Genomic DNA, 26,967 nt, shown 5'->3' on the forward strand with positions numbered 1-26,967 from the left:
CAGAGGCCGGCTATAGAGCTGCAATGACATTGTCTCCGACATAGCTATCATGACTAAAGGGAGCATCAGTGAAGATACAATCAGAGAGCATGACAGCATTTAAACAAATTACCGGAAATAAAATTCTTCTTGCAAATATCGGGAAGTCCTTATAGAAGTCCTTATAGAGGATTTTAGGTTTAAATCCGCACCTGAACCGCCGCTTTTTATCAAAAACAAGTCATGTGTTTGTTAGTTTGCCAGCGCTTCCGGCCACGCTAAACGCTGTATGCCTCTTACTGCGTTACGGTCGCCATCCAGCTTGACATTGGCCAGATAAATACCGCTCGGCGCGGGTACAGCCGATGCTATCGAAGCCAGTTCCGGGCCTTCATAAAACGCCGAATAAAGTGGCGTGCCGCCGTCAGGGCTTAATACAACTACGCCGGTGCGCTGCGTCTGGGTTAACAGCAATGATACCGGTAAACGCATGATCACCGGTTTGATCCAAGCGTTTTCATGCACCCAGGTCAGCAGCGGACTTCTGTCTGTAAACATGGCAAGCCAGATGCGGCCATGTGCATCGCGATCCATGCCATCCGGCATACCCGGCAGGCTGTCTATGACAATTTCTGAAGTCCCGGCCTTTGGGCCATTAAGAAAGAAGCGCGCGACACGGAACTGGGACGTCTGCGTTACAATCACCGATTGCTCGCGTATCCGGCCAGGATGTGGATCTATCAACACGCCATTAATAAAGTGAAAGCCTTCAGCAACCAGCCTGACGGAATGACTGTCCAGATCATAAAGCCACAACCGCCCGTTGGGCGCCAGCGCGATCGCCTCGTCAATAGCATCGTCCGTCGAGCTGTTCTCATAGTCAAACGGCTCCGAAAAATAAATCCGCCGGCCGTCTTCACTGACTTCCAGATTATCGCATACAATAAGTTTTCGAACTGCCAGGTCGTTTTTTTCATTAAAACGCAGTTCAGGCGCACGGGTATCGTGATCGGCGTAAACAATGGGCCGCTGCATTGCTCTGCTGGTTTGGGGCACATTCAAAACCAGCGGTTTGACTACCCGCGTATCAAGATCGAGCCGGTATAAACCGACGGCCTCGCCCGCCGGACGGTCTTCATACGCGCCGCTGGAACAAAAATAAATCACAGCAGGATCGTCGGGCGCTTCATGTATACCCCAGGCCATTAACGGCGCATCGACCAGAGGCTCGGCAATATGCGCTGCCAAATCCACCCGCCAGATTTTCCCGTCATGGGCAGTCACATAGATCGTTTTGCCATCATCGAGGAAGACTGCATCATCATACGCAGGCAGATCCAAAACGATTTCTTCAATGCCTGCAGCAAACGCTGACGACTGGTCTACTGCATCTGTAAGTTCAGTAGTTGCCGCATCGAAAGTAACAGAGTCGGCAATGCAGCAGCCGATTTCGTTTCTGGGCGCTGCAGTAAGCCACCATGTCACCCCCGCGACAGCCAATAAAATGATCAGCCACTTTTTCATGCGCCACTCACCCCTCAGTCTTTCTCTTTCGCTGAATTTTGTTTATGCCATTCGATCGTATCCCGGAGCGTCTCCTGCAGCGGCCGGGGATTCCACCCTAATTCATTGCGCGCCAGACTATTATCGTACCAGGCATACCGCCCCCATAACTCGAGTATATCTCTGGTCACCGGAGAAGACTTCCCTCTCAACTTGCTCCACAATTCAACCAACACGACGATGGGATAAACAATCCATGTGCGCAAGTTAAAAAAGTGCTTCGAAGGTTTATTACCCACTGCACCGGCGACTTCATGGGCCAATTGATGGGGCGTCAGGTTGTCGCTGCTTAGGATATACCGCCGGCCGGGCTTGCCACGTTCCGCCGCGCGTATCACGCCATCGGCATAATCGCGTACATCGAGAACGCCAAAACCGATCGGCGCGGTAATGCAAAATTTCGGACTGGTCATCGCCATGACGAGTCTGTTGGCGGGCGCGCCAATCCAGTCATGCGGCCCCAGTGTAAAAGAGGGGTTAACCACAACAACTTCTGGCAGATTTAAACCGGTCTGTGACAATGCCATCTGTTCGGCATCACGGCGCGATTCCGCGTAGGGCAAAGAAAACGCGTACTGTTCCCAATCGGCATTTTCATCCAATGTGTTTGCCTCATGGTGCAGGCCGACTGCAAGCGCGCTGCTGCTGATCACCACGCGGGGAACCCTTGCCTTGGCAGCCGCATCCAGTAAATTGCGGGTTCCCTGAACGTTCTCCTCGTGCAATGCTTTTTTTGCCGATGGGCCACCCCCCAGCGTAATCTCAAAATGCAAATGCATAATTGTGTCCACCCCGCTACAGGCAGCCTGCAGTACCGCCGGATCGTCAATATCTCCGGGAATGATTTCAACATTCTGCTGATTCAAGGCCTTGACATTCGGCAGATCGTCATCGAGGTCCGGCGGCAGTAATACGCGTGGCCGTATGCCGTTTGAATTCAGTTGCCGAATCACATGATGTCCGAGAAATCCGGCCGGCCCGGTTACAAGCACAGTTTTCATATTAAGCTTCCCTATTAAAGGCCAGAAGTAAAAAGCTCTAAAATACAGCAGGTTTTACTACACTCTTAAAAAGAAAATACGCTTGCGGCAAGACAATGTCAAGAAAATTGATTCTCTTTTCAATCGCGTGACAGGTATCTATGGCTGACATACCCGGGTAACACGTTCATGCCATTCTTTTTATGCCCTATAACTTGTCCCAGAAAAATGGAAACGTGGCAGCAACAAAGCCAATTGCGCCATAACCCGCCGCGAGCAGGATGCCGTCGGCGACGCTGAGCCCCAGGGCAAACAACAGTATCGGCAACGCCAGTATAGCCGGCATCATCGGGATGAAACCGATCAAGATGACACACAACGCCAGTACCATACTTAACAGCGCGATTATTTTCTTCGAAAGGTCGTTTCTGGCAAAAAATGTGAGTCGTTTCCCGACATATCTATCAATTGTTTCCGTATACGGCCTGATTTTTTGGAAACCTTTCTCAAACGTCGATTTCCGAATGGAACGGCTTTTTAATCTATCCGGCAGCCACGGACGCTTATAGCCCAGAACAATCTGAAAGCAGATCAAAAATATAAAAATGCCGCACACTGCAGGAACGCCGGGAATAGCGCCGGTTGGTAAAATAATAATCAGCGAGGGTGCCACAAGCAGAGGACCAAATCCCCGATATTCCAGTGCATCGATGATCTGGCCGAAACTGAGGTCTACACCATTGGCCTTTTCAGAAAGAGCGGATAAAATTTCGGTCAAACCGTTGGTGCCATTACCGTTTCCCGTTTCGTTTTTCATATATTTCCTTTATCGCTGACACACAGCACACTGAAAGACTCATGCATAGCCAAAGAAAATACAACTCTTTGCTGATCGATCCGCCGCGCGACGCGCAGATACTGGTGCATGTCCTGGGCTATCAACTGAAATTTGTTGTCATCAACCTGTGGCTGACTTGTATTAATTTCACCCAAATTCAGACCAGCCAACAACCCCCGTATACGCCGTCAGCAATATGATGCACCCGAAAACAATCCGATACCACGCAAAAACCGTGAAATCATGATTGCTGATAAAACGGATCAGTCCGCGCACAGCAATAAGTGCGCTGAAGAATGCGGCAACAAAGCCGGCGGCGAACATGCCGATGTCGTCAAATGCCAGGATAGCGCGGTTTTTGTAGACGTCGTAAAACGCTGCGGCAAACATGACCGGGATTGCCAGGAAGAAGGAAAACTCTGCCGCGGCTTTGCGCGACAGGCCGAACAGCAGACCGCCGATAATGGTCGCGCCTGAACGGGAGGTGCCCGGAATCAATGCCAGGCATTGCGCGCAACCCACTTTCAATGCATGTTTCCAGTCCATGTCATCGACTTGTTCGACTTCTATTCTGTGATCGCGCCGCTCGGCCCATAAAATCACGATACCGCCGATCACAAGCGCAGTAGCCACCGATAACGGATTAAACAGATACTGCTTGATCACATCGATAAACAGCAGACCCAGAATGGCGGCGGGCATGAATGCGATGAGCAGGTTCAGCACAAAGCGCTGCGCTGATTTTTCCGAACCGATGCCCATGACAACATCAGCGATTTTCTGACGGTATTCCCAGCAGACCGCCAGAATCGCGCCGAGCTGGATGGCGATCATGAAGACTTTCTCCCGATCGCTGCTGAAATCCAGCAGATCACCCACCAGAATCAGATGGCCGGTGGATGAAACCGGCAAAAACTCGGTTAATCCTTCAACAATACCGAGGATTAGCGCTTTAAACAGTAATACTGGGTCCATGCGGGTTCCAGGTTATTTATAATTTGTTATAAATTTCTGCGCCCGCCTTTTTAAATTCGGCGGCCTTCTCGTCCATCCCCTGTTTGAGCGCCTCATCTTCGCTAACGCCTTGTCTGGCAGCATAATCGCGCACATCCTGAGTGATTTTCATCGAACAAAAATGCGGGCCACACATCGAGCAAAAATGCGCGACTTTGGCGCCTTCCTGCGGCAGGGTTTCGTCGTGAAACTGCATCGCTTTATCGGGATCAAGGCTCAGGTTGAACTGGTCTTCCCAGCGGAATTCAAAACGCGCTTTGGACAAGGCGTTATCGCGAATCTGCGCGCCGGGATGGCCTTTGGCGAGGTCGGCGGCATGCGCTGCGATTTTGTAAGTGATAATCCCGTCCTTGACGTCATCTTTGTCAGGCAGGCCGAGATGTTCTTTCGGCGTGACATAACACAGCATCGCCGTGCCGTACCAGCCAATCATCGCCGCGCCAATGGCCGAGGTGATATGGTCGTAGCCTGGCGCGATATCGGTCGTCAACGGCCCCAGTGTATAAAAAGGCGCTTCGTCGCAGTGTTTGAGCTGCAAATCCATGTTTTCCTTTATCAAATGCATCGGTACATGGCCAGGGCCTTCAATCATGGTCTGCACGTCATGCTTCCAGGCGATTTTGGTCAATTCGCCCAGCGTTTTTAATTCGGCAAACTGCGCTTCGTCGTTGGCGTCATAAATCGAGCCGGGACGCAGGCCGTCGCCGAGTGAAAAGCTGACGTCATACGCTTTCATGATTTCGCAGATTTCTTCAAAATGTGTATACAGAAAACTTTCCCTGTGATGCGCCAGGCACCATTTCGCCATGATCGAGCCGCCGCGCGAGACGATACCGGTCATACGCTTTGCCGTCATCGGCACATACGCCAGCCGCACGCCGGCATGTATAGTGAAGTAATCAACGCCCTGCTCCGCCTGCTCGATCAACGTGTCGCGGAAAATTTCCCAGGTCAGTTCTTCCGACTTGCCGTCAACTTTTTCCAGCGCTTGATAAATTGGCACGGTGCCGATCGGTACCGGACTGTTGCGGATAATCCATTCGCGCGTTTCGTGAATGTTTTTGCCGGTTGACAAATCCATTACGGTATCGCCGCCCCAGCGTATCGCCCAGGTCATTTTTTCGACTTCTTCCTGTATACTCGAGCCCAGCGCTGAATTACCGATATTGGCATTGATTTTTACCAGGAAATTGCGGCCGATGATCATCGGCTCCGATTCCGGATGATTGATATTGGCCGGAATGATGGCGCGGCCGCGCGCCACTTCATCGCGTACAAACTCGGGTGTAATCTGCTTAGGCAGATTGGCGCCAAAATGCTGACCGGCATGCTGCTGCGTCAATAAATCGTGATTTTCGGCATTGAACGCTTCATACCGCTGATTCTCGCGGATAGCAATGAATTCCATCTCAGGCGTAATAATACCCTGCCGCGCATAGTGCATTTGTGTTACATTCTTTTCCGCTTTGGCACGCCGCGGCTGGCGCTGCAGATTAAAACGCATATCCGCCAGTTGCGGATCACGCAACCGCGCACGGCCGTAACGCGAGCTTAAATTCTGCAGGAATTCGGTATCGCCGCGTTCCTCGATCCAGCTATCGCGTAACGCAGGCAAGCCGGAACGGATATCGATCCGGCTTGCCGGGTCGGTATACGGGCCAGAGGTATCGTAAACCCAGATCGGCGCGTTTCTTTCAGCGCCGTTGCTGGTCATGGTTTCAGTCTGCCGGATTTCGCGCATGGGTATTTGAATATCGGGGCGTGAGCCCTGTACATAGATTTTGCGCGAGTTTGGCAACGGTTTAACGGCAGCTTCATCGACTGTGGCCGTTGCACTGGAAAAATTTTTTTGATTTAAAACAGTAATACTCATTAAGATGCTCCTTAGAATGCCATAAAGAGCGGGAGGACGGGCTCCAGCTTCCCTACGGCGGCATTATCCGCGTCAGGTAATAAGGGACTTTCTCACCAAAATTTCCGGAATTCAGGAAATGGACCCCTAGCTGATGCTGTGAAGCTAATGGAAATATGAAATAATTGCAAGTATATTATTTTTTGAATAGAAAACATATGAACAATGAACTGAACCCTGAACAAATCCTCGAACATTCACGCTACAATATGGTCGTTCAGCAGATCCGCACCTGGAACGTGTTGAATGATGAAGTTCTTGATTTGTTATACAAAGTGCGCCGGGAAGAATTCGTGCCGGCAGCTTACCGTCATGCAGCTTTTGTCGATATGGAAATTCCGCTGGGACATGGGCAAGTCATGCTTGCGCCGAAAATGGAAGCGCGCATTCTACAGGAACTGCACATCAACAAAACTGACAAAATTCTTGAAGTCGGCACCGGAAGCGGTTATATGGCGGCTTTACTGGCACAGCTCGGCAGCCATGTATACAGCGTTGAAATCATTCCGGAGCTGAAACAGATGGCTGAAGCCAATTTGAGGATGCACAATATTACCAATGTGACGGTTGAACAGGGTGATGCCGCGCATGGCTGGTCCAAACACGAACCTTACGATGTCATAGTCATCACTGCTTCAACACCGGTATTGCCGGACAGCTTCAAAAACAACCTGAACACAGGCGGTCGCCTGTTTGCCATTGTCGGCGAAGATCCTATTATGGAAGCCGAATTGATTACCTGTGTGGCACCTGGTGAATTCACTGTTGATACGTTATTTGAAACCAGCACAACCGCACTGATCAATGCAGCACAGAAAAGCAGGTTTACCTTTTGATATTATTCATATCCATTTCAGCCAGCATACTTCCTACTGAACAACGCGTGTCCCGTATCGGAAAATACACGAATAGATTGCCGGTTTTGACCGCAGACATGTTACATGCCATGTTGTTTCTGCTTGTTTTGTTTTGCGGTGCGGCTGGCAGTACCGCGCTGCGCGCTGCAAATCTGATGGATATCTATCAGGAGGCACTGGAAAAAGATGCGCAGTATCAGTCCGCCCGCGCAACCTATCAGGCCGCGCAGGAAAAAATAACGCAAGGCCGGGCCGGATTGCTGCCCAGCATTAATTTGTCAGCGACGCGCCAGGTTCAGGAAATTAATACCTCGTTCGGGCCGGCAAGAACAATTCATAACCGCGGGGTTACTATTTCAGCAACACAACCGCTGATCCGTTTTGAAAATTTCATTATTTATGCACAATCGAAAACACAGGTAACACAGGCTGAGTCGCAATTCGTTATTGCTGCACAGGATCTGATCCTGCGCGTCGCCCAGGCTTATTTCAATGTACTCGACGCGCAAGTCGACGTTGAAGTTGCCGAAGTGCAAAAGGCCGCAATACGCAAACAGCTCGAGCAGGCGCAGCGCAATTTCGAAGTCGGTGTCGCTACCATTGTTGATACCAACGAAGCGCAGGCGCGCTTTGATCTGACGCTGTCGCAGGAAATTGCCGCCCGTAACGCACTTGAAATCAGTAAACGGGCGTTGCAAAGCATTATTAACCGTTTCCCCGGACAACTTGCCAGCGCGTATGAAATATCGACTGAGTTGCTCAGCCTGCCGTATGTCAGTATGGATGAATGGGTTGCGGCCGCCGAGGCTCAGAATTTCACAATAAAAGTACAGCAGGCGGCGTACGAACTTGCCACCAAGGAGGTCAAGAAAGCCTGGGCGCAGCATTACCCGACTGTCGACCTTGTCGCACAGTACAGCGACCAGACCGGTGTAGGCGGTGCGATAACCGGAACCGGCATCGATCTGTCCGTGAAATCAATCGGGTTGCAACTGAATTTGCCGTTGTTCCAGGGGTTCGGCACGCAGTCACAGGTTCGCGAAGCGATCGCGAACCAGGAAAAAGCGCAGCATGATCTGGAAAATACCCGCCGAGACATGTTGCTGCAAGTTCGTCAGCAATATCTTAATGTCACTAATGGCATTGCCCAGGTGAAAGCGCTGAAACAGGCGCTGGTCTCCAGCCAGACACAACTTGATTCCACCATGCTTGGACAGGAGGTCGGCGTCAGGACCGAGGTCGACGTACTGAATGCACAGCAGCAGCTCTATTCGGCGCGGCGCGATCTGGCGAAAGCCTATCATGGTTATCTGCTATCCAGACTGCGTTTGAGTGCGGAAGCAGGTGAACTTGATGAGGATGTGCTGCAGCAAATTAACACAATGCTGCAAGGATAGCCGGGTTATTAAAGATCTGGCGAGTGTTGAAGGCCAATTTCAAATATACACTGACTCGTTGTAAATTCTGCTTCTGTCCGGCACAAAAACTTGTAACTTCATTGGCCGGTTTTCAATTCTTAAAATAATGATAGAATGCCAGCGAAGCTGGCCAGGCAGTCGCTGCCTGCTGCTTGAAAACAGCAGGGAGAGGAAAGTCCGGACTCCATAGAGCGGGATGTCGGCTAACAGCCGAACGCCGTAAGGCGAGGAACAGGGCCACAGAGACGAGCGTATTAAGTTACGGTGAAACGCGGCAACCTCCATCCGGAGCAAAACCAAATAGGCAGGCGGTGAGGCTGCTCGCGGAGCCTGCGGGTAGGTTGCTTGAATGTGCGGGTAACTGTACATCTAGATGAATGACTGTCCACGACAGAATCCGGCTTACCGGCCAGCTTCTTTATTTCCTGATCAATCACCTGCTTGGAGTAAATTCTAATAAAAACATGCGCCTGGCCCTTTAATGATGAATACACTACATACCCGTTGCTGAATTTTTCGATGAGCAGCTGCTTTATTTGCCTGAAATCTTTTTGGTAAAACCATCGTCAATATTTATTTTGGTCGCGTTCGCCAAATGATTATAAAAAACTCCCATGCCTGACATAGCAATAATTTCCATAATCTCCTCGTCATCAAACCCCAATTTTCTCAACGACTGAAAATCCTGTTCACTTGATGAATGTGAATCTTTCGCGAGCCTGACTGCAAAATCTATCGCGGCCTTCTCTTTTGGGTCAGCAGTATCTGCTGTATAGTTTTTGATCAGGCTGTCAATCTGCTCTGGCGTAACGCCTATACTCAGGCAAAAAGCGTGATGGGCAGCTTCGCAGTAATGGCAGTCTTTTAATGATGATATTGCGACGAAAATCATTTCTTTGAGTCGGCGGCTGACACGGCCACTCGTCAATATATGATTCATTACCGGCCATATGCCTTTAAGCGATTCAGGCGACACAGCCCATACTCGGAAAAAGTTTGGTGTAAAAGGCGCTTTAAGCGCTTTTCGTATCCTGATAAAGGTCTCATCAATTTCTGGTGATACTTGACCGTCATTTACAATTCCACTAATTGTTCGCATTTTTAATTCCTTATTGAGTTTGGGTTGAAAAAAGGAGCCATTCCAATGGCCGTATCCTTAACAATCCGATTTAATGATGATTACTTTTGCCTATTCCAACTATATAAATTGACTAGATTAGTTTACTGGCCATGTAAATCAGGCAACCTATCGAGCCTAGCCATATCAGGGTGCGCACATAGATGATGTTGAACATGTAACAAGGAACGTAAAGTACACGCAGTCCCAGCCATATGGTTGCCGCCACTGCTAAATCAACTTGTTGAGTGATGGCTAGTAAAGCAAGTGCCAGGAATGCCGGCAAACTTTCCTGCAGGTTAATACCTGCACGTGACACACGACTTTGCAGCATAGAGGACTCAATCTGTTTATCACGACTGCTTAACATGTAAGGCAGATTCTTGATATTCAGGGTAGCTGGCAACAACCATAGTTGAAAGAGAGCTAGTGCCAGGGTGCCGATTATTAATGTTGTCATTACCGTTTCTCCTTAATAAATTTTGCCGAAATCATTATGGTGAGTTTTTGTTTAATCGGGATATTCACTTACGCATGACTGTAATCTCCGAAAATCAGATAAACTACAAATAATGTAGTGATCGATACAATATAATTGGATGGCGCTTATGTCAATACTTTTTATAGTGAACGCTATAAAATAGTAAAGTATGAATAAATTTTAAAAATTAGCTCAGGATGACCAGAACAAAAAATTTTGATGAAACTAAAGCACTGGAATCGGCAATGCTGCTTTTTTGGAAGAAAGGCTATTCCGCCACATCCATGAAAGAACTTGAGCAAGCTATGGGGCTAAAAATAACGAGTATCTATAACGCATTTGGAAACAAGCGCGCCTTGTTTGAGAAGGCACTTAACTACTATCTGCAACACATTTTGATTAAATTCGTAGAATCGCTAAACAATGCAGATTCACCAAAGAATGCGCTAACAGCAGTATTGATGGAAGTGATACATTTACATTTCAATCCATCACATCCCGGTGGATGTTTGGTCGTATTTTCAATATTAGAGAATGAGCAGCACGACGAAAATTCGAAGAATATCCTAAATTCCGCACTGAATCTATTACATGACGCTATTATTCAACGACTTGAAAAAGATAAGGAAAAAGGACAAATAGCACATGAGGTCGATTGCCATGCAACTGCAAATCATATGACAGCATTGATAACAGGTATGATAACCATGGCGAAAGCAGGTTTCACCCAAAAGGAATTAGAGAAGCTTGTTAATAATGCTGTCGGAATATTACTCAAGATGTAAGGAGCCGTGAATAAATAAGTGTGCCCGCCAGGCGCGCCCAATTGTCACGCTTATTTATTCGCGGCTCCTTACTTGCGCATGGTCTGACAAAAACTAATCTGAATGATTTCGTTGCACGGATCAGCCGGAATTACTATCCGCATTTGCAAGCTGCCTGACGCAGGATCAATAGACGGCCAGCGATTCATCACCTGAGAAAACGCCGACTCGCGCAATACCATCGCAGCCGATAACACCACGGAACATACCGCTGGTATTGAAGCGCATAGCGTAATCGCCTTGCGTATTCAGTACGATTAAACCACCTTCACCGCCGATGGCCGCAATTTCGGCCAGTGTATGGTCGGCCGCTTCGCATATCCGTTTGTTTTGCAGTTTCACCTGCGCCGCCGTATTAAACCCGGCTGCAGTGCGAAGAAACATTTCTCCGGTACCGGTTGCGGATACCGCGACTGATTGATTGTCCGCGTATGTTCCCGCACCGATAACGGGCGTGTCGCCGACACGCCCGAAGCGTTTGTTGGTCAATCCGCCGGTCGATGTGCCTGCGGCAAGATTGCCGCGGCAATCCAGTGCCACAGCACCGACAGTGCCGTGTTTTTCATTGTTTTCCACAGGGGAATCCGAGTCAAGATCATGATCAAGCGTAATGCGCTCGTTGGCAATCGCTTTTTGCAACTGGTCCCATCGGCGCCGGGTATAAAAAAACGACGGCTCGACGATTTCAAGCGCCTGTTCAGCCGCAAAGTTTTCCGCGCCGCGTCCAATCAGCAGCACATGTTGACTATGCGTCATGACCGCATGCGCGGCGCGAATGGGGTTGCGGACCGTGGTAACCGCAGCAACCGCACCCGCCAGGCGCGCAGCACCATCCATGATCGATGCGTCCAATTCGTTATAGCCTTCGTGACTGAACACCGCGCCTTTGCCTGCATTGAATACAGGGGAATCCTCCATAATTACGATCGCGGCGATAACCGCATCAATACTGCTGCCGCCGGCAGCCAGTACGGCATGCCCGGCACGCAGCGATTGCGTCAGCACCTGCATGAACGCATGCTCACGCGCCGGTTTCAATCTGTCCCGCCGGACAGCGCCTGCACCGCCATGAATTACCAGCCGCAACGGCCGATTGTCAGTTGTTATCGTATTCATGAATAACCGGGCGGCTCATATGTGTTGTTTATCTTGTCATCAATCTAATTAATTCGGTGCCGGTTTTGAAACAATGGCAATTTCTTCCGGCAGACTCCGGATATGTATATCCTGGTGCGGAAAGGCGATTTCGATTTTCGCCGCACGGAAGCGCCGGTCTATTTCCATGAGCAGATCATGACGCGTTTCCAGAAGTAAATCCGTTTCAGGAATATAAATTCTTAATTCAAAGTTCAATGAACTGTCGCCAAAAGCGACAAAGCGCGCACTGGGTTCGGGCTCTTTGAGCACATTAGGGTGTTCCTGCGCAATTGACAGCAGAATATCGTAGGCGAGTTTCGTGTCAGAGCCGTAGGCAATTCCGACTGGAATAACAATGCGTAAAATCGAATCGGACAATGACCAGTTAATCACCTGCCCGGTCACAAATTCTTTGTTGGGAATGATCAGCTCTTTTCTGTCCCAGTCGATAATCGTGGTCGCGCGCATCTGAATGCGCGAGACTTTTCCGCTGATATTGCCCAGCGTCACCACATCGCCGACACGTACCGGACGTTCAAACAGAATAATCAGACCCGAAACAAAGTTGGCGAAAATCTCCTGCAATCCAAAACCGAGACCGACCGTTACCGCAGCGGCAAGCCACTGCACTTTTGACCAGCCAATACCGAGCGCACTGAATGTCATCGCGAAACCGACAATAATGATGAAATAGCGTGCTATTGAAGCAATTGCATAGCGGCCGCTTGGCGTAAACGGCAGACGCTGCAATATAACGATCTCGAGTAATCCAGGAATATTATTACTGATGAAAAACGTCATCATGAAAATGACGACTGCCAGCAGCATGCTGGCCAGGGTAATCGGTACCAGGCTTGTGGTTTCACTGCCGCTTTCAGTGACAGTGACCTTCGTATTCCACAGCACTACATCGTTCAGTATATTAAACGCCGGCAGAACCTGCGCCCATATCAACGCAATGCCAATGACGATGGTAAACCAATAAGCAGTGTTCAAAAGCTTCATGGTTTGTGTGCTAATGACTTCAACATCCAGCTCGTCTTCTTCAACATGGATTTGCTCGCCCGTATCTGCGGTTTTGGTCTTGTCGTCTTCCTGCGCCTGTTCGGCCTGGGTAGCAAGTTTTTTGCGCCATTGTTCGATTGCCAGTTTGCGCTGCGCAATATTCAACCAGCGTATCAACAACGCTCTGGCAATAATTACGGCAAAAACCAGCAGCAGTGAATTGATGATCAGCAGCGACAATTGACCGGCAGTATACATGTAACCTGCGGCGGCTGTAACGGCCAGCACGGCCGGTGTAATCAACAGGCCCGGGAACCATACGCCGGCCAAACGACCGATCCAGCCATTGGCATTTTTTTCCAAATAAAATTTCAACAATCCGCTGGCCGGATGCATCAAGCGGTAAACCAGCACCGTTGTCGTCGCCATTAATATGAAAAACACCAGTCGTCCCAGCGAATCATAATGCGCTTCTGTCGGTTGTTCCTGCGTCACGACGAATACAAAAATCAGTGGCAGTGTCGCTGACAGATACCAGACCAGCTGCCGCCTGATTAAAACCATGCTGTCGTTTTTCCAGCGAAAATGCAATTCCCCAAGGCCGTCTTTTCTGCATAAATGACTTAACAGCAGACCTGAAAACAGCAAATACGCCAGCGCCACAAGCCCGCAGCCGACGGCAAGCGTAAAAGCGGAATCAGTCTCGATTTGCTGGATGCGCCAGGCGATCAGATAAATGAATAACGGCCATGCAAGCGCCATCAAAACAGTCACCACAGCGGCCCAGAGTGTATCTGTAAATTTGGCTTTACTGAGTTTGGTAACATAGCGGCCTAACGCTGATAATTTTGATCTTAAAAAACGCTGCATTAGCAGCAGGGCTATGGCGAAAAGAAAAAACGGCATAATGACCAGAAAATTTTTCTGAACATCCCTTCCCACAAGCAACACCGTTTGCAGCCAGGATGACGGATTGAACAGCCAGGCGGTTGCCGTCCCCAGGCGTTGCATGTCCTGCAGATGAATTATCGGTGCGCTTTGAATCCAGAGAATACGGGTATCGATAAACGCCTTATATTCATTGATTAAGTCTATGAACTTGAGTTCAGATTCAAGGATCGGGTAAAGTTTGGTTTCAAAATAGACATCATAGGCGTTAATCAACTCATCCAGATAATTATCCTTTTGCTTATCAAGCGCCTGGTAAACGGCTTGCTGCAGACTGCTGCGGGCTGGTGCGGACAATTCAATCCTGGCATTTGCGATCAGGCGGGAAGCTTCAGAATCCAGGTCAACCAGTTCAAGCAGCCGGTCTTCAAGCTCAATGCGCCGCAACTGAACCTGGCTGATTTCCAGACTGTAAGTTTCAACCTTCTTTTCATGCGTAGCAATATCAGGCAGCTGCTTACGGTCGTTACGCAGCTTTAAACCAGTCGCATTGGTGAGTCCGGTCTGGTTTATTTTTTCCCGTATCCGGTCAAAATTACGTTGCGTTGTCGATAATGCACGATCGAGATGTTTTTTTGCTTCGCTGAGTAACGCGCTGTCTGCAGTGACTTTCTCCAACTCAGCGGCGAGTTCTTTATTTTTATCGAGAATCGCACGAATCAATGGATGCGCTCTATCACCCTCCTCACTGGCAGCGTCAGCCACCTGTTTAGCATGTCCGGCCACTTCGGCACGGCGCTTATTCATGATTTTTTCAAAAACATTGAGGTTGCGCTCGGCAATCAGCACGTCGCGTTCTGACGATTGCCGCTGCTTCCGCAGAAGCTCGCGCTGCTGGTTGTAGCTGCGGTTCTCTAGTTCAAGTTCCTGAATCAATTGCTGCAGATAATCGATTTCCGCCTCATGCACGGTTTTCTGCGTATCGTTACGCTGATCGCCTGCAGAATCAGCTACGATTTTCTGTTTTAATTCCTCGATACGGTTGTGCGCCAATCTGATTTCTTCTTCTATCCTGGGTTGCCGCTCTGCACGTCTGGCAATTTCCTGTTCGATTTCTGCACGCGCTTTACGGGCAGCCGATTGCGCTTTTCTGATAACCTCAAACTGCAACTCAAGCTCTTCAAGCGGTTGTTTCAGATCGATCTTATCAGTCTTTAATTCCTCTTTTTGCAGCGGTGTATCCAGCTTTCGTTCCAGATTTTTGAGTTGCCGCGGCGCATTTTTGACAGCATCGACAAAATGTAGCGCACGATTCGCCGACTCGATACTCTTATGCAAAAAATCATGAATCTGGCTTAATGACGATAGCTCGGCTTGTTGTTGGATATTCAACGACTCTATTTTCTTTGACGTGGCAATGCGTTCTTCGATGTCGTTCAGTATCGTACTAAAGCGATCCTGTTTCTTTTTTAGCGCCATTTCAATATCCGCGTATGAATTGCCATTTCCTGCTGCGAAAACAGCGTTGCAAAAAAAGATGAAGGCTAGCGTGAATATGATGCCCGGCATGTTCGGCAAACGGCATCGAGAAATTTCACAATGACGGAACAAAAAAATGTAAATTGTATTCAAGATCAGAATTTTAAAAAATTAATGCGCCAGAAAAGCTGTACCTCTGATAAAAAAGGATGCAATATAAGCTTATTTAGCGCCCAGGTAAATCCTAATGCTCGCCCCTTTAAGGTAATTTTGTTCGATTGACAGGTCGCCGCCATAGACTTGTATGATATCGCGAACAATTGCGAGCCCAATGCCGTGCCCGGGAATGGATTGATCCGCGCGCACACCGCGTTCGAGTATTCTGGCTATCTCATGCTGCAAAATACCTGGACCATCGTCCTCAATCTGTATGACTATTCGTTCCTGATGGCGTGCGGCGGACAAAACAATTTGCCGATCACACCACTTGAATGCGTTGTCAACGAGATTGCCGAGCAATTCCATTAAATCGCCTTCGTCAATGCGCAGGCTGATCGTATTATCGATGGCAATGGTAATGTCGGGATTTTTATCGTGGTAAGCTTTGCGCACGGTTTTTACAATGCGGTCTGCAACCGGATACAACAAGATTGGACGCATTCCGGGCGAACTGCCGACAGTTGCTGCCCGGCGCAATTGATATTGGATAATGTTATCCATGCGTTCAATTTGTTCGCTGAACGTTCTTTCTTCCAGCTTGTTATGCCGGATTGCTACCGCATTGTGAAGGACTGCCAACGGCGTTTTCAAGCTGTGCGCCAGGTCGGCCAGTGCATTACGATAACGTTTTTGCTGTTTACGTTCATGATTGATCAACGAATTGATGCTGTCGGTTAACAGTTTTAATTCGCTCGGGTAGTTGCCGACAACATTTTCCTGTCTGCCGGACTCGATCGCCGATAATTCTATTGATACCTGGCGCATGGGCTGCAACCCCCAGCGCAACACCAGCATTTGTGTAATCAGGAGCAGTACTGTCATGACGCCCAGCCATCCCCAGAGATCTTCGCGGTACCGTTCGATTTGTGCGTCAAAAAGCGTTGTGTCGGTGATCACATTGAATATCAGCGGATAACTGCCGGTCTCAGTTGCCCAGGCAACACCGAAGCGGTAAATGAAATGCGATTCGCCACCGATGATAATCTGGCTGAAATCCTTTACGCCCCTGTCTAGCAGTTCAAGCGCGGGCAGTTTTTTGTTCAATGCAGAGGTCGACTGCCACGCAACCTTTTTGGTATGGTTAACAATGAATGCGTAGGTATTCGCGTTGGGACGGCTGAACTCGGTATCGAGCAGATTGGTCGGCATTGTCAGTTTGCCATTATCATCCACCTCGGCATCACCCATCAACATCAACAACCTGGCCAGCATTTTGTCCTGCACGCCCAGACGGGCGCTGTCATAAAATGCCCTGTCCAGCGCCAACGCAATGCCTACGATAAAGATCAGCAAAACGCCCGTTGCGCTCAGTAAAATACGCTTATTCAGCGACATCATGACGGTTTGTCACATGCAATGGTAAAACGGTATCCACGCCCGCGCAGTGTTTCAATAGGATTTAAATCACCCGCGGGGTCGAGTTTGCGCCGCAGCCGGCCGACCATGACCTCCAATACATTACTATCCCGGTCTTCATCATGCGGATAAAGATAATCCGTTAAAACCCGCTTGGACAACACTTCACCATGATGCCGGACCAACAGTTCGAGCATGCGGTATTCAAATGATGTCAGATCAATCTTGCAGGCATTGACAGTAACCAGCTGCGTTGAAACGTCGATTTCTACCGGGCCGCACTTTAATGAAGTGCTGGTAATGCCTGTTGCGCGACGTAACAGCGCTTTCAGCCGTGCCAGTAACTCTTCTATCTGAAACGGCTTGGTTAAATAATCGTCCGCCCCGATCTCAAGTCCCAATACTTTGTCCTGCCAGCTGTCGCGCGCGGTGAGGATCAGTATGGGTAAAACATTACCTTGTTCACGCAGCGTTTTTATGACCTCCAGCCCTGATATGCCTGGCAGCCCCAGATCAATGATTGCGGCATCCAGAGGATACTCTTTGGCAATAAACAAACCTTCTTTGCCGTCACTGCACGTATCGACCATGTAACCCGCGGATTCGAGTTTTTGACGAATCTGTGTCTGCAGCTTTAATTCATCTTCAATAACCAGAATACGCATACCTGTTAATCAATCCGAGCCGGTTGCCGATGATTTCTTCAAGATTAATGGCCGGATTTAATTTTTCCATCAATTACACCTACCTGAATGACATGAATTGAACCCTGATCGCTGAGAATTTTGACGCGATAAATGTTTTCGTTGCGCCGTATATCCAAGACACGGCCCTTGATATGTTGTTGCGCAATAGATATCGCCCGGCGTTGCGAAATTTCGGCATGCCGGTCCGGGCTTTGCAGATTTGTCGTTTCCTGGCGCTCACTGGCCATAGCGCAGGTAGGAAAAAATGTCAGAAACAGCGCAATCAAAAAAAATTTTTTCAGCATATTCATGAATCAGCGGCTTTATTTGCTAAACGATACGGTGTTTTGTATCGCCTGAATATTGAATCAGCAATGCCCGCGAGGAGAAAGTCCGGTCTCCCCGTAGGCATCGGTATTCTATGATCAATAGCGTAACATAAAGCTTGCATTTCCGGTATTAACGCCCAGCATTACCTGAGGCGGATAGACATAACCTGCCGCCGGCGGGTAATTGATCGCAGTTGGTCCATGGCCATATCCAGGCTGCGGATTATAATACGGTTGATTGTAGTATGACCTGTTGTAGTATCGCCGCGGCGGGTTGTAAATTCGGTTATAGCCGCCGCCATAATATGAATTATGGCGGTTATAATGATGCCGCTTGTAATGGCGCTTTTTGTAATGTCGATGGTGATGGTGGGAATGTCCGTAACCATGGTTATAATAATGATGGTGGTGTGTATGACCAAACCGGTGGTGGCCTCTTCCCGCTTCAACTGCAACGGGCATTGCCAAGGCCAGTCCAAGCAGCATTGTAAGCAGCATATTGACTGATGTTATTGTTTTGATTTTCATTGGAACCCTCCGTTTAGTTTATGAATAATTCAGGCAATCTTGCCTGACGGAAAAACTATACGCAGGCGAACATGAATACAGACTGAATGCTGCAGTGAGGCGTCAATCCATATTTGATCATTTTTAGCCGAGAAGTCTGGCGCTTTTTCACTGTTGTCCCATGCGTATTGCGGGCAATACCATCTGGATAGAGTACTAAGGAGCCGCGAATAAACAAGTGTGGCAATTGGGCGCGTCTGGCGGGATGCAATGCAATGCAAGGCGGGAGGATGAGTCATAGCGCAAGTTACGGCGGCGGCGAACAACGCCGCAGTGTGCCTGCCAGATGCGATCCAGGTGTTACAGTTATTTATGAACGACTCCTAAGCTTACGACGTAAATTCGTTTCGTTGTACAATAATTCAACTATTTTATTTGCCCAGAATCATTCCATGTCAATTTAACTATGAGTGATGCAGATTCATTAAATGAATATTTTTCTCAAAGAATTGAGACGCGTGCGATATATCAGAAGTATGAAATTACACACTGCCTTGCAGAGTTTGAAAATCGTGGATTTTCATCGGAATCCAAGTATTTGAATAATTATTTTCATCAACGACTCGAGCAGGTCAGGCGTGATACGCAAAGCAAATCCAGTATTTTGTGCGTCCCGATTCCCGATAATGGCAGTATTCCCAAGATACTGAACGATGTTTTTAATATTGAAGCGGTATCTCAGATGGTTGGCAGAGCGCTTGGAACCGGCGAAAGCCCTCAGCCGGATGTGGATGTTGATGTGCCGATCGAGGATGATGATCATGAATTTTTTGAAACAGAAATTCTTGAAGGCGAAGAAGCCGGCGAAGACAACCGTCAGGAAATCCGGGCTACAGGTGTATTAAAATTTTTTGATTTGATACCCGACTGGCTTTCCAATAATCTGGACGCTTCAATTGTTCCGTTTGAAGACAGATGGCTGGTGACATTTGATGTACATCTAAAAAGCGCCGGGCATATTATTGTAAGACCCGTACCGCTTGGCATGCGGCTCGATCCGTATACGAACAGAAGAATTGTAGTCACTTCATTCATGCGTGGCGAAGTCAATACGAACGATAATGTGCCTTATCCCTTGGAAGCCGAACTGGATTATGACCCGATTCTGGGATTTCTCGACGGTGAAATTGAGATACCGGGTGCCGGCCAGAGAACCATTATGGCGGTTCATGAGCTGTATGACTCAGGAAATGCTGTCGATGAGCAAATCGAAGCATTGAAAAATGCGGAGAAGGAACAGGGAAATTTCATGAATGATGTGTTCTCGGAAGTTGCTCCGGATTCTGCGGTCGATAACCAGGCTGCTGCGGATGATGAAATGGTAGATGATGATGAACTGATGGAAGTTGAGTTGTCTTTTGCAGGCCACCGTAAGGATGAAATCAATTTAACGCTGGAACAGCAGGTTGTAGTTTATGTTGATCCCAGACATCTGAAATATGCCGAAGCGCAGCTTGCCGATGATCTTGTTTTTTTGACGGCGGACATGTCGCTGTCATTCGGTCTGTATAACCCAGGGGCACCGCCTGAGGGTTATGAAAATGCCGAGAAGAATGATTACCTGCAACTGTATCTCAGTATTAAGGAAGGCAATGGAGACACCTTAAAAGACGCAATTATACTGCGCGGCGGCCCGCTTTTAAAACTGGCCAAGCTTAGGTTGCCCAATCATTTGCCGAGAAAAAAACCTGCGCAGCCCGGCCAAAACAAATCAACGCACAATACGGCGAATACCGTACTTTTTCCAGCCGATAACGCTAACTGAGCAATGCTAAAAGTTAGTGCTGAGCAATTTGCGGTGCTGTGTACTCATTTGGCATCAGTACCCACATCCTGCCCTGTTGTTTCATTTTTCCAGCCTGATTGGCTGCATCCGGGCCGTATCCCCAAAAGAAATCTGCACGGATGCCGCCTTTGATTGCGTTGCCGGTATCCTGAGCCACCATCAGACGATTAAGCGGTTCTCTGGAGTTTGGCCATGTCGTTGCAAGAAAAACAGGCGCACCTTGCGGAATTGAGCGGGGATCAATGGCAACACTGCGGCCTGCGGTCAATGGAACGCCGAGTGCACCGATGGGGCCGCTAAGGTCGTCAGGCAGTTCACGGAAAAACACGAAACGCGCATTCTGCTTCAGCAAGGATGGCAGTTTGTCTGGATTCTGCCGGCCCCATTGCTTGATCCCCTGCATGGATGCTTTTTCCAGAGACAATTCTTCCTGCTCGACCAGAACCCGGCCGATTGAATTGTAAGGATAACCGTTCTGGTCAGCGAAACCGATTTTTACAATTTCGCCGGTATCGAGTTGCACCCTGCCCGAACCTTGAATTTGTAAAAAAAACAGCTCAACTTCATCATCCACCCAGAGCAATTCGCGACCCTCCAGTATCGCCGGATTGTTCATAATTTCCGCACGGCTGTAGTAGGGTACGACTTTACGGCCATCCAGGCGGCCGCGCAGCCGCATATCCTTGAGTTCAGGATAGAGTGTTCCAAGATCGATTATCAGCAATTCATCCGGCGCTGTGTATAATGGATAACGATACTGCTCTGAAGGTTTGCGGCTTCCGCGCAGCAAGGGCTCGTAGTAGCCGGTAATCAAACCTTCCTCACTGCCGTCTCTGGCAGTAATCTGGTATGGCGTGAAATGGTTTTCGAAAAACGATCGCAGACTCTGGTTGTTCGTTGCCGGCAATTCCGATGCCGCGATACAGGTTTTTTGCCATATAGGCTGTTGCTTCAATACGGAGCAGCTTTGCATAAATGCCTGCCATGCTGAACTCAGATCATCCTCATACCAACCCGGCAGACCTGACCATTGCGCCATGACATGTGTTGAGGGACGCGTTTCTCCCTGTATCTCGGTTTGCGGTTCGACCGGCTGCTTGACTGTTCCGGGGGATTCGGCAATTTTACTTGTGCAGCCGGCGAACAGTATAAACAGCAGGATTATTGAGAAACAGAATTGGTTTTTCATCAAAGATTGGTTACAGTTATGGTTCAAATTTTAACTATACAACAAGCTTGAAATTTTTTATATGGAAAACAATTGGTGGCTATTGTTGGTTGAAGCGGCTGTGGCGCTCGGCCTGTTTATTTTTATTATCTGGTGGACGATGTTTTCAAAAAGAAAGAATAAAGACAAAGATGATTGACTCAGGATCATACAGGGTTGTCAATATCGATAAACTGGTGTTGAATGGCAAATTTTTCTGATAGATGTTCGCCTAGGGCTTGTACGCCATAACGTTCGGTGGCGTGATGTCCGGCAGCAATTAATGCAACGCCGGATTCGCGTGCGGCATGCACCGTCTGTTCGGAAATTTCGCCAGTCAGGTAGGCATCAACATTGTGTGCAATTGCCGCTTCAAAATAACCTTGAGCTGCGCCGGTGCACCAGGCGATTCGTCGGATAATCTGACCGGGATTGCCGATAACAAGCGGTTCCCGTTCAAGAACCTGCGAGATTTTTTCGCTGAGCCCATTTAAATGCATAGGTATAGCCAATTCGCCGTGCACAACGATATTTTGTCCGCCAAACCGGCCTGTTTCAATAAATTCCAGCCGTTTTGCCAGTTGTGCATTGTTACCGAGTTCGGTATGACAGTCCAGTGGCAAATGGTAGGCAAATAAATTTATTTTATTTGTTATCAATGTGTTGAGTCGGCACGCCTTCATTCCGGTGATACGCGCATCTTCTCCGCGCCAAAAATAACCATGATGGACAAGAATGGTATCGGCATGATCTGCCACGGCGGCCTCTAATAACGCCCGCGAAGCCGTAACGCCTGTTACTATTTTTTGGATATTTTCCCGGCCTTCCACTTGCAGGCCATTTGGGCAATAATCCTCAAAGCGTGATATTTCTAGGAGCTGGTTTAAGTAATTTTCAAGCGTATCTCGATGCATGATTTTTTCCTGTGTAGTTACACTACATTACGGATTACGATATAAAACGATTATTTTATCTTGGAGTGATCTATAGTTATGTACAGGCTTTGGTTGATTTTTGCACAAACGGCAACAATTTTACTGGCGATTTTTTTTGTTGTATCCACATTGCGTCCGGAACTGTTACCTTGGACCCCGCGCGGAAAACTGATAACGGTGAAGGAAGCAACACCCAGTTACGTCGAATCAAGACCTGACAGCTATTATGAAGCAGCCAGCCGCGCGATGCCATCAGTAGTCAATATTTTTACCCGGCAAGCGGTAAAGGAAACACCGCACCCGTTGTTGAACGATCCTGGTTTTCAACGCTTTTTTGGTGAACAGTTTGAGCCAAGACTACGGCGCAGATCGAATCTCGGATCGGGTGTTATTGTCAGTTCCAATGGTTATATTTTAACCAATCTGCATGTAATTGAAGCTGCTGACGAGGTGGAGGTTGCTTTGTCTGACGGACGCAAAATAGAAGCCAAGGTCATCGGATCCGATCCTGATACCGACCTGGCCGTATTAAAAATTGAGTTGCAGAATCTTCCAACAATTACATTTGGACAATCCGTACAAGCCAAGGTTGGTGATGTCGTTCTGGCTGTCGGCAATCCTTTTGGCGTTGGTCAGAGCGTTACCATGGGTATTATTGGCGCGCTGGGCCGAACAAAAGTGGGCATTAATACATTTGAAGACTTTATTCAAACAGATGCGGCAATCAATCCCGGTAATTCAGGAGGAGCGCTGACAGATACCGATGGCAATTTGATTGGTATCAATACGGCGATTTATTCGCGGTCGGGTGGATCGCTAGGCATCGGTTTTGCTATTCCGATACATATTGCAAAAGAAATCATGGAGCAGATTATTCAGACGGGTAGCGTAATACGGGGCTGGCTTGGCGTCAGTATGCAGGATATGACTAAGGAACTTGCCGATTCCTTTAATCTGGATAACGTGACCGGCGCGCTGATCGCGAGCGTACTTAAAGACGGACCTTCGGACAAAGCTGGTATCAAGCCCGGAGATATCATGACCGCTATTGAAGGCGAGCCAATAGAAAATTCTTCAGAACTGCTCAATAAAGTTGCCGCGCTTTCGCCAGGAAAAACTGTAACAGTGACAATCGTGCGTAACAGAGAAGAAAAAAATATCGAGATCATGGTAGGTGTACGACCAAAGCAAATGTAAGTTTGGGTTAACAGGCTGGTATTTAACAAGCGGATTGTAAGGGCGGCCCGAGCAAAATTTGCCTTGCGTTTTAGCCATTACTTGAAAGTGAAAACGAATGCAGGAATTAAATCGATATCTCAGTCTTATGCCGCTGTAATGAAAATTTTCAGTAAAAACATTTTCATGATCAGCTAGTTAATCCATACCGTTTTAACATTCACAAATTCCCGGATGCCGTGGTAAGACAGCTCACGTCCGAAACCGGAATGCTTGACGCCGCCAAATGGCAGACGTGGATCGCTTTTGACGATGCCGTTGACAAATGTGCAGCCGGCATGGATTTTTTTTGCCGCTGCTTCGCCTTGGGTGATGTCTTTTGTCCATATACTGGCTCCCAGACCAAATTGCGACTGGTTGGCTAATGCGATTGCTTCCTCAACATCGCGAACCCGGACGAACGCTGCAACGGGACCAAACAATTCCTCATCAAATGCAGGCATTCCGGGCCGTACCCGATCCAATACAGTCGGCGCATAATAGGCGCCTTGTGTTTCAATAAACGTTCCACCCGCAATTAACCTGGCACCCATAGATATGCTGCGTTCAACTTGGTCATGCAGATCATCTCGCAGATCAACGCGTGCCATCGGCGCAATATCTGTCGTGCTATCCATGGGGTCTCCATGGCGTAACCGGCTCACCAGATTTCTGAAATGTGTAATGAACTCGTCGGCAATGGTATCGACCAGGATAAAACGTTTTGCCGCGATACAGCTTTGTCCCATATTTTGAAAACGGCCGGTTACCGCCTGTGACGCTGTAACAGCAACATCCGTATCTGCCAGTATGATGAAAGGGTCCGAACCACCGAGTTCAAGCACGCATTTTTTCAGATAACTGCCGGCTACTGCAGCAACCTTGCGTCCTGCAGCTTCACTGCCTGTCAAAGTGACCGCGGCAATATGTTCGCTTGCAATCACCTGTTCAGCCTGCGTTGACGTAATTAACAAACTGCGGAATGTGTTTTCAGGAAAACCGGCTTCTCGAAATATTTCTTCCAGCGCCAGCGAACAGCGCGGTACGTTTGATGCATGCTTTAAAATAACGGTGTTTCCCGCCATCATTGCCGGGGCGGCGGCGCGCAGCACCTGCCAGAACGGAAAATTCCAGGGCATGATGCAGAACACAACGCCTAAAGGCTGGTATGAGACGTAGCTTCGGTCTGCGTCGGATGCAATTGGCTCATCTGCCAGAAATGTCGCGGCGTGTTCAGCATAATATTCGCAAGCCAGCGCACATTTTTCCACTTCTGCGCTGGCTTCCCTCAATAATTTTCCCATTTCCTCTGTGATCAGAAATGCATATTTCTCTCGGGATTGGCGCAGGAGTCGGGCAAGCTTGTTGAAACAAGCAGATCGCTGACTGAAATCCAGCGATCTCCAGCGCGGTTGAGCTGTTGCAGCACTTTCCAGAATCGACTTAATTGTGTCGTCCTGCTGAGCAGGAAATGATTGTACTGTTTTTCCTGTTGCCGGATTAATGGAATAAATGGACATGCAGTAACGTTACAGTAAAAGTAAGCGAATTATTCTTTTATAAATTACAGATAGTGCTGTAGTTCTTTGAAAAAATCAAATCAAATACTGCTGCCCGGTATGTGGATATTGATGAGGAGGGATTGAAGCGGTTTTGACAGTCAACTCGACAGCTAGCGAAAACTAGTACTCTATCCATATGATATTGCCGGGCTCAGTAAGCTTGTCAGTGACCATGGCAAGACGTGCCTTGCAGGCAATAGTCGTTCTATTGTCAAAAGGCGCAACGCAGACCATGGACGCTGACAAGCTCCCCCACAGGGCGTTACCGTGGTGCTCTGCAACTGTGTTACGGTACTTGAAAAGGGAGCAATCCTTTCCAGCGTGCTGTGCCTTGCTGCATAACACCACGGTAGTGCTGTACCTGGCAATATCATATTGATAGAGATTAGTACTTTGCCTATCTGATTTTATTCAGGCTGCGGTAATTCATCCAACTGGCGTTGCAATGCTTGCAGATTGGCTTCCCGAAAGCCGATTTCTTTTTTCAACCGGTCGACCCGGTCCAGGTATCTTTGATAATTGCGCTCACTGCCTAGCCGGTCTGGATTGCCGTCCTTGTATTCAGCCTTAAGGTTTTCCAGTACCTCCGTTTCTTCTGAAATATGCTGCATGATTTCCTGCCGCTGTTTTTTAATAATTTTGTTTTCTCTTCGTTGCCTGATTCTGTTATCGACCCCCTTGCTTTCAACAGAAGGCACGACAACCAGGGGGGGAAGGTCGACTTCCTCGGCGTTTCTGGATTGAACATTTGAATAGGTAACATTGCCATCTTCATCGACTTGTTTATAAACACCCGAGATAGATTGTCCAGAGTAACTCAGCAATATTATTGCCAACAGAAAGAAATAACTTAATTTCATCATCGTCTTACCTCACTGATTTAAACGTTACAGTTTTGTGAGTTCTTTTTTCAAAGCTGTGATATTACTTTCATGACGCTGTATTTTAGTGCGCAACTGTCTGATTTTTTCCTCTTGCCGATGGCGCTCTATATCGTTCTTCAGTAAGGACAGGTTCCTTTGGGCACCGGAAAACAGCATCATTTCAGCGGCCAGTTCATGCTCCAAAATTTCGCGGCGTTTTATCTCGCGTTTGTTTTGTATTTGAACAGTTTCATCTGGAGACCGTTTGGGCGTGTAAAGCGTTGCCTTACGCGATTGGGGCGGCTGCCTCGATGTCTGGCGTTTCCCTCCGCCTTTTATTGGGCGATTGGTAAATGTAATATTTCCGTCCTGATCTACATGCTTATAGATGGTGGAGCCGGCAACCAGCTCTGGCGAACTATTCAGGCCCAACAGCAGCAAAATAATAACTAAACCTGGCTTGCTCATATCATTGTTGAAGGATACAAATTGAGATGCGATGAATTGATCAAACTATGATAGTTTATCAACTAGAGATTCTTGGTAAAGCCAAAAAAAGATCAATAATCAGTTCTTTTTGATTGATTTGTCGCAACCAGCTCCGTTGAAACCGGAATTAGCGGCACGATTACTAGTACTTCATCAATTTAGTATCGATGGATAAAGTGATTTTAATTTTATCCGTGCATCTGATTGTAAAACGCCAATTTACGCGAATTTGTTTTTTATTTCGCTGTTCGTACCATGCGC

The 26,967-nt window shown here is 48.1% G+C and carries 24 protein-coding genes, 1 other RNA gene and 1 riboswitch; of the genes, 7 read left to right on the forward strand and 18 right to left on the reverse strand.

Going from position 1 to position 26,967, the window contains the following annotated elements; genetic code table 11:
- Positions 1 to 231 precede the first annotated feature (231 nt).
- The 5 genes from BMY60_RS11110 to thiC all read right to left on the reverse strand — a co-directional run bounded on the left by BMY60_RS11110 (position 232) and on the right by thiC (position 6,247).
- A complete protein-coding gene (locus tag BMY60_RS11110; protein ID WP_090333658.1) occupies positions 232 to 1,503 on the reverse strand; it encodes an SMP-30/gluconolactonase/LRE family protein in 1,272 nt (423 codons plus the stop codon).
- Between the two features lie 14 nt (positions 1,504 to 1,517).
- On the reverse strand, positions 1,518 to 2,543 hold the full coding sequence (locus BMY60_RS11115) for an NAD-dependent epimerase/dehydratase family protein (protein WP_090333659.1): 1,026 nt from the start codon (positions 2,541 to 2,543) through the stop codon (positions 1,518 to 1,520).
- Positions 2,544 to 2,730: 187 nt separating this feature from the next.
- On the reverse strand, positions 2,731 to 3,339 hold the full coding sequence (locus tag BMY60_RS11120; protein ID WP_090333661.1) for an exopolysaccharide biosynthesis protein: 609 nt from the start codon (positions 3,337 to 3,339) through the stop codon (positions 2,731 to 2,733).
- Positions 3,340 to 3,507: 168 nt separating this feature from the next.
- A complete protein-coding gene (locus BMY60_RS11130; RefSeq protein WP_090333664.1) occupies positions 3,508 to 4,335 on the reverse strand; it encodes an undecaprenyl-diphosphate phosphatase in 828 nt (275 codons plus the stop codon).
- A 16-nt stretch (positions 4,336 to 4,351) separates the two neighbouring features.
- Entirely contained in the window at positions 4,352 to 6,247 is a 1,896-nt protein-coding gene (gene thiC, locus BMY60_RS11135) for a phosphomethylpyrimidine synthase ThiC (protein WP_090333665.1), read from the reverse strand.
- 32 nt (positions 6,248 to 6,279) lie between these two features.
- Positions 6,280 to 6,385, reverse strand: a riboswitch (TPP riboswitch).
- 59 nt (positions 6,386 to 6,444) lie between these two features.
- Here thiC and BMY60_RS11140 point away from each other — a divergent pair.
- The 3 genes from BMY60_RS11140 (at position 6,445) to rnpB (ending at position 8,982) form a co-directional block, all read left to right on the forward strand.
- Complete coding sequence (locus tag BMY60_RS11140) at positions 6,445 to 7,122, forward strand: protein-L-isoaspartate O-methyltransferase family protein (protein ID WP_090333667.1); 678 nt, start codon at positions 6,445 to 6,447, stop codon at positions 7,120 to 7,122.
- Positions 7,123 to 7,220: 98 nt separating this feature from the next.
- Entirely contained in the window at positions 7,221 to 8,540 is a 1,320-nt protein-coding gene (locus tag BMY60_RS11145; RefSeq protein ID WP_256250804.1) for a TolC family outer membrane protein, read from the forward strand.
- A gap of 143 nt (positions 8,541 to 8,683) precedes the next feature.
- An RNA gene (gene rnpB, locus BMY60_RS11150) (RNase P RNA component class A) lies at positions 8,684 to 8,982 on the forward strand.
- Between the two features lie 111 nt (positions 8,983 to 9,093).
- Here the strand turns inward: rnpB and BMY60_RS11155 are convergent.
- Positions 9,094 to 9,660: a carboxymuconolactone decarboxylase family protein gene (locus BMY60_RS11155; RefSeq protein WP_090333668.1), complete on the reverse strand. Its 567-nt coding sequence runs from the start codon at positions 9,658 to 9,660 to the stop codon at positions 9,094 to 9,096.
- 112 nt (positions 9,661 to 9,772) lie between these two features.
- Positions 9,773 to 10,138, reverse strand: a complete 366-nt coding sequence (locus BMY60_RS11160) for an MAPEG family protein (protein ID WP_090333670.1) — start codon at positions 10,136 to 10,138, stop codon at positions 9,773 to 9,775.
- Positions 10,139 to 10,356: 218 nt separating this feature from the next.
- Here BMY60_RS11160 and BMY60_RS11165 point away from each other — a divergent pair, with 218 nt between their 5' ends.
- Positions 10,357 to 10,944 (forward strand): TetR/AcrR family transcriptional regulator, encoded by a 588-nt coding sequence (locus BMY60_RS11165; RefSeq protein ID WP_090333671.1) that lies wholly within the window; start codon positions 10,357 to 10,359, stop codon positions 10,942 to 10,944.
- Positions 10,945 to 11,109: 165 nt separating this feature from the next.
- On the opposite strand, the gene BMY60_RS11170 is transcribed toward BMY60_RS11165, so the two are convergent.
- The 6 genes from BMY60_RS11170 to BMY60_RS11195 form a co-directional block, all read right to left on the reverse strand.
- Positions 11,110 to 12,099 (reverse strand): isoaspartyl peptidase/L-asparaginase family protein, encoded by a 990-nt coding sequence (locus BMY60_RS11170; protein ID WP_090333673.1) that lies wholly within the window; start codon positions 12,097 to 12,099, stop codon positions 11,110 to 11,112.
- A gap of 48 nt (positions 12,100 to 12,147) precedes the next feature.
- The gene (locus BMY60_RS11175) at positions 12,148 to 15,492 is read right to left on the reverse strand and encodes a mechanosensitive ion channel domain-containing protein (RefSeq protein ID WP_177166653.1); all 3,345 of its coding nucleotides are present in this window, start codon (positions 15,490 to 15,492) and stop codon (positions 12,148 to 12,150) included.
- Between the two features lie 222 nt (positions 15,493 to 15,714).
- Positions 15,715 to 17,049 (reverse strand): ATP-binding protein, encoded by a 1,335-nt coding sequence (locus tag BMY60_RS11180; RefSeq protein ID WP_090333676.1) that lies wholly within the window; start codon positions 17,047 to 17,049, stop codon positions 15,715 to 15,717.
- Positions 17,046 to 17,732 (reverse strand): response regulator transcription factor, encoded by a 687-nt coding sequence (locus tag BMY60_RS11185; RefSeq protein WP_090333677.1) that lies wholly within the window; start codon positions 17,730 to 17,732, stop codon positions 17,046 to 17,048. The genes BMY60_RS11180 and BMY60_RS11185 overlap by 4 nt, the downstream gene beginning before the upstream one ends.
- A gap of 44 nt (positions 17,733 to 17,776) precedes the next feature.
- Complete coding sequence (locus tag BMY60_RS11190) at positions 17,777 to 18,064, reverse strand: PepSY domain-containing protein (RefSeq protein ID WP_090333679.1); 288 nt, start codon at positions 18,062 to 18,064, stop codon at positions 17,777 to 17,779.
- A 114-nt stretch (positions 18,065 to 18,178) separates the two neighbouring features.
- Positions 18,179 to 18,610 carry a hypothetical protein gene (locus tag BMY60_RS11195; RefSeq protein WP_090333680.1) on the reverse strand — a complete coding sequence of 144 codons (432 nt, stop codon included), beginning with the start codon at positions 18,608 to 18,610 and terminating at the stop codon, positions 18,179 to 18,181.
- A 269-nt stretch (positions 18,611 to 18,879) separates the two neighbouring features.
- Here BMY60_RS11195 and BMY60_RS15800 point away from each other — a divergent pair, with 269 nt between their 5' ends.
- Together BMY60_RS15800 and BMY60_RS11200 are read left to right on the forward strand one after the other, a co-directional pair.
- Positions 18,880 to 19,053 (forward strand): hypothetical protein, encoded by a 174-nt coding sequence (locus tag BMY60_RS15800; protein ID WP_177166654.1) that lies wholly within the window; start codon positions 18,880 to 18,882, stop codon positions 19,051 to 19,053.
- A 2-nt stretch (positions 19,054 to 19,055) separates the two neighbouring features.
- Positions 19,056 to 20,414, forward strand: a complete 1,359-nt coding sequence (locus BMY60_RS11200) for a hypothetical protein (RefSeq protein WP_090333681.1) — start codon at positions 19,056 to 19,058, stop codon at positions 20,412 to 20,414.
- Positions 20,415 to 20,427: 13 nt separating this feature from the next.
- Here BMY60_RS11200 and BMY60_RS11205 read toward each other — a convergent pair whose 3' ends face one another.
- Together BMY60_RS11205 and BMY60_RS11210 are read right to left on the reverse strand one after the other, a co-directional pair.
- Positions 20,428 to 21,624: a murein transglycosylase A gene (locus tag BMY60_RS11205; RefSeq protein WP_090333683.1), complete on the reverse strand. Its 1,197-nt coding sequence runs from the start codon at positions 21,622 to 21,624 to the stop codon at positions 20,428 to 20,430.
- Positions 21,625 to 21,809: 185 nt separating this feature from the next.
- A complete protein-coding gene (locus BMY60_RS11210; RefSeq protein ID WP_090333684.1) occupies positions 21,810 to 22,556 on the reverse strand; it encodes a Nif3-like dinuclear metal center hexameric protein in 747 nt (248 codons plus the stop codon).
- Between the two features lie 78 nt (positions 22,557 to 22,634).
- Here BMY60_RS11210 and BMY60_RS11215 point away from each other — a divergent pair, with 78 nt between their 5' ends.
- Positions 22,635 to 23,774 (forward strand): Do family serine endopeptidase, encoded by a 1,140-nt coding sequence (locus BMY60_RS11215; RefSeq protein WP_090333686.1) that lies wholly within the window; start codon positions 22,635 to 22,637, stop codon positions 23,772 to 23,774.
- Positions 23,775 to 23,947: 173 nt separating this feature from the next.
- On the opposite strand, the gene BMY60_RS11220 is transcribed toward BMY60_RS11215, so the two are convergent.
- The 3 genes from BMY60_RS11220 to BMY60_RS11230 all read right to left on the reverse strand — a co-directional run bounded on the left by BMY60_RS11220 (position 23,948) and on the right by BMY60_RS11230 (position 26,685).
- Positions 23,948 to 25,312 (reverse strand): NAD-dependent succinate-semialdehyde dehydrogenase, encoded by a 1,365-nt coding sequence (locus BMY60_RS11220; RefSeq protein ID WP_090333688.1) that lies wholly within the window; start codon positions 25,310 to 25,312, stop codon positions 23,948 to 23,950.
- A gap of 449 nt (positions 25,313 to 25,761) precedes the next feature.
- The gene (locus BMY60_RS11225; protein ID WP_256250805.1) at positions 25,762 to 26,217 is read right to left on the reverse strand and encodes a DUF4124 domain-containing protein; all 456 of its coding nucleotides are present in this window, start codon (positions 26,215 to 26,217) and stop codon (positions 25,762 to 25,764) included.
- A gap of 24 nt (positions 26,218 to 26,241) precedes the next feature.
- The gene (locus tag BMY60_RS11230) at positions 26,242 to 26,685 is read right to left on the reverse strand and encodes a DUF4124 domain-containing protein (RefSeq protein WP_090333690.1); all 444 of its coding nucleotides are present in this window, start codon (positions 26,683 to 26,685) and stop codon (positions 26,242 to 26,244) included.
- Positions 26,686 to 26,967: the final 282 nt, after the last annotated feature.

The organism is Nitrosomonas sp. Nm51 (assembly GCF_900111165.1).
Lineage (GTDB): Bacteria > Pseudomonadota > Gammaproteobacteria > Burkholderiales > Nitrosomonadaceae > Nitrosomonas.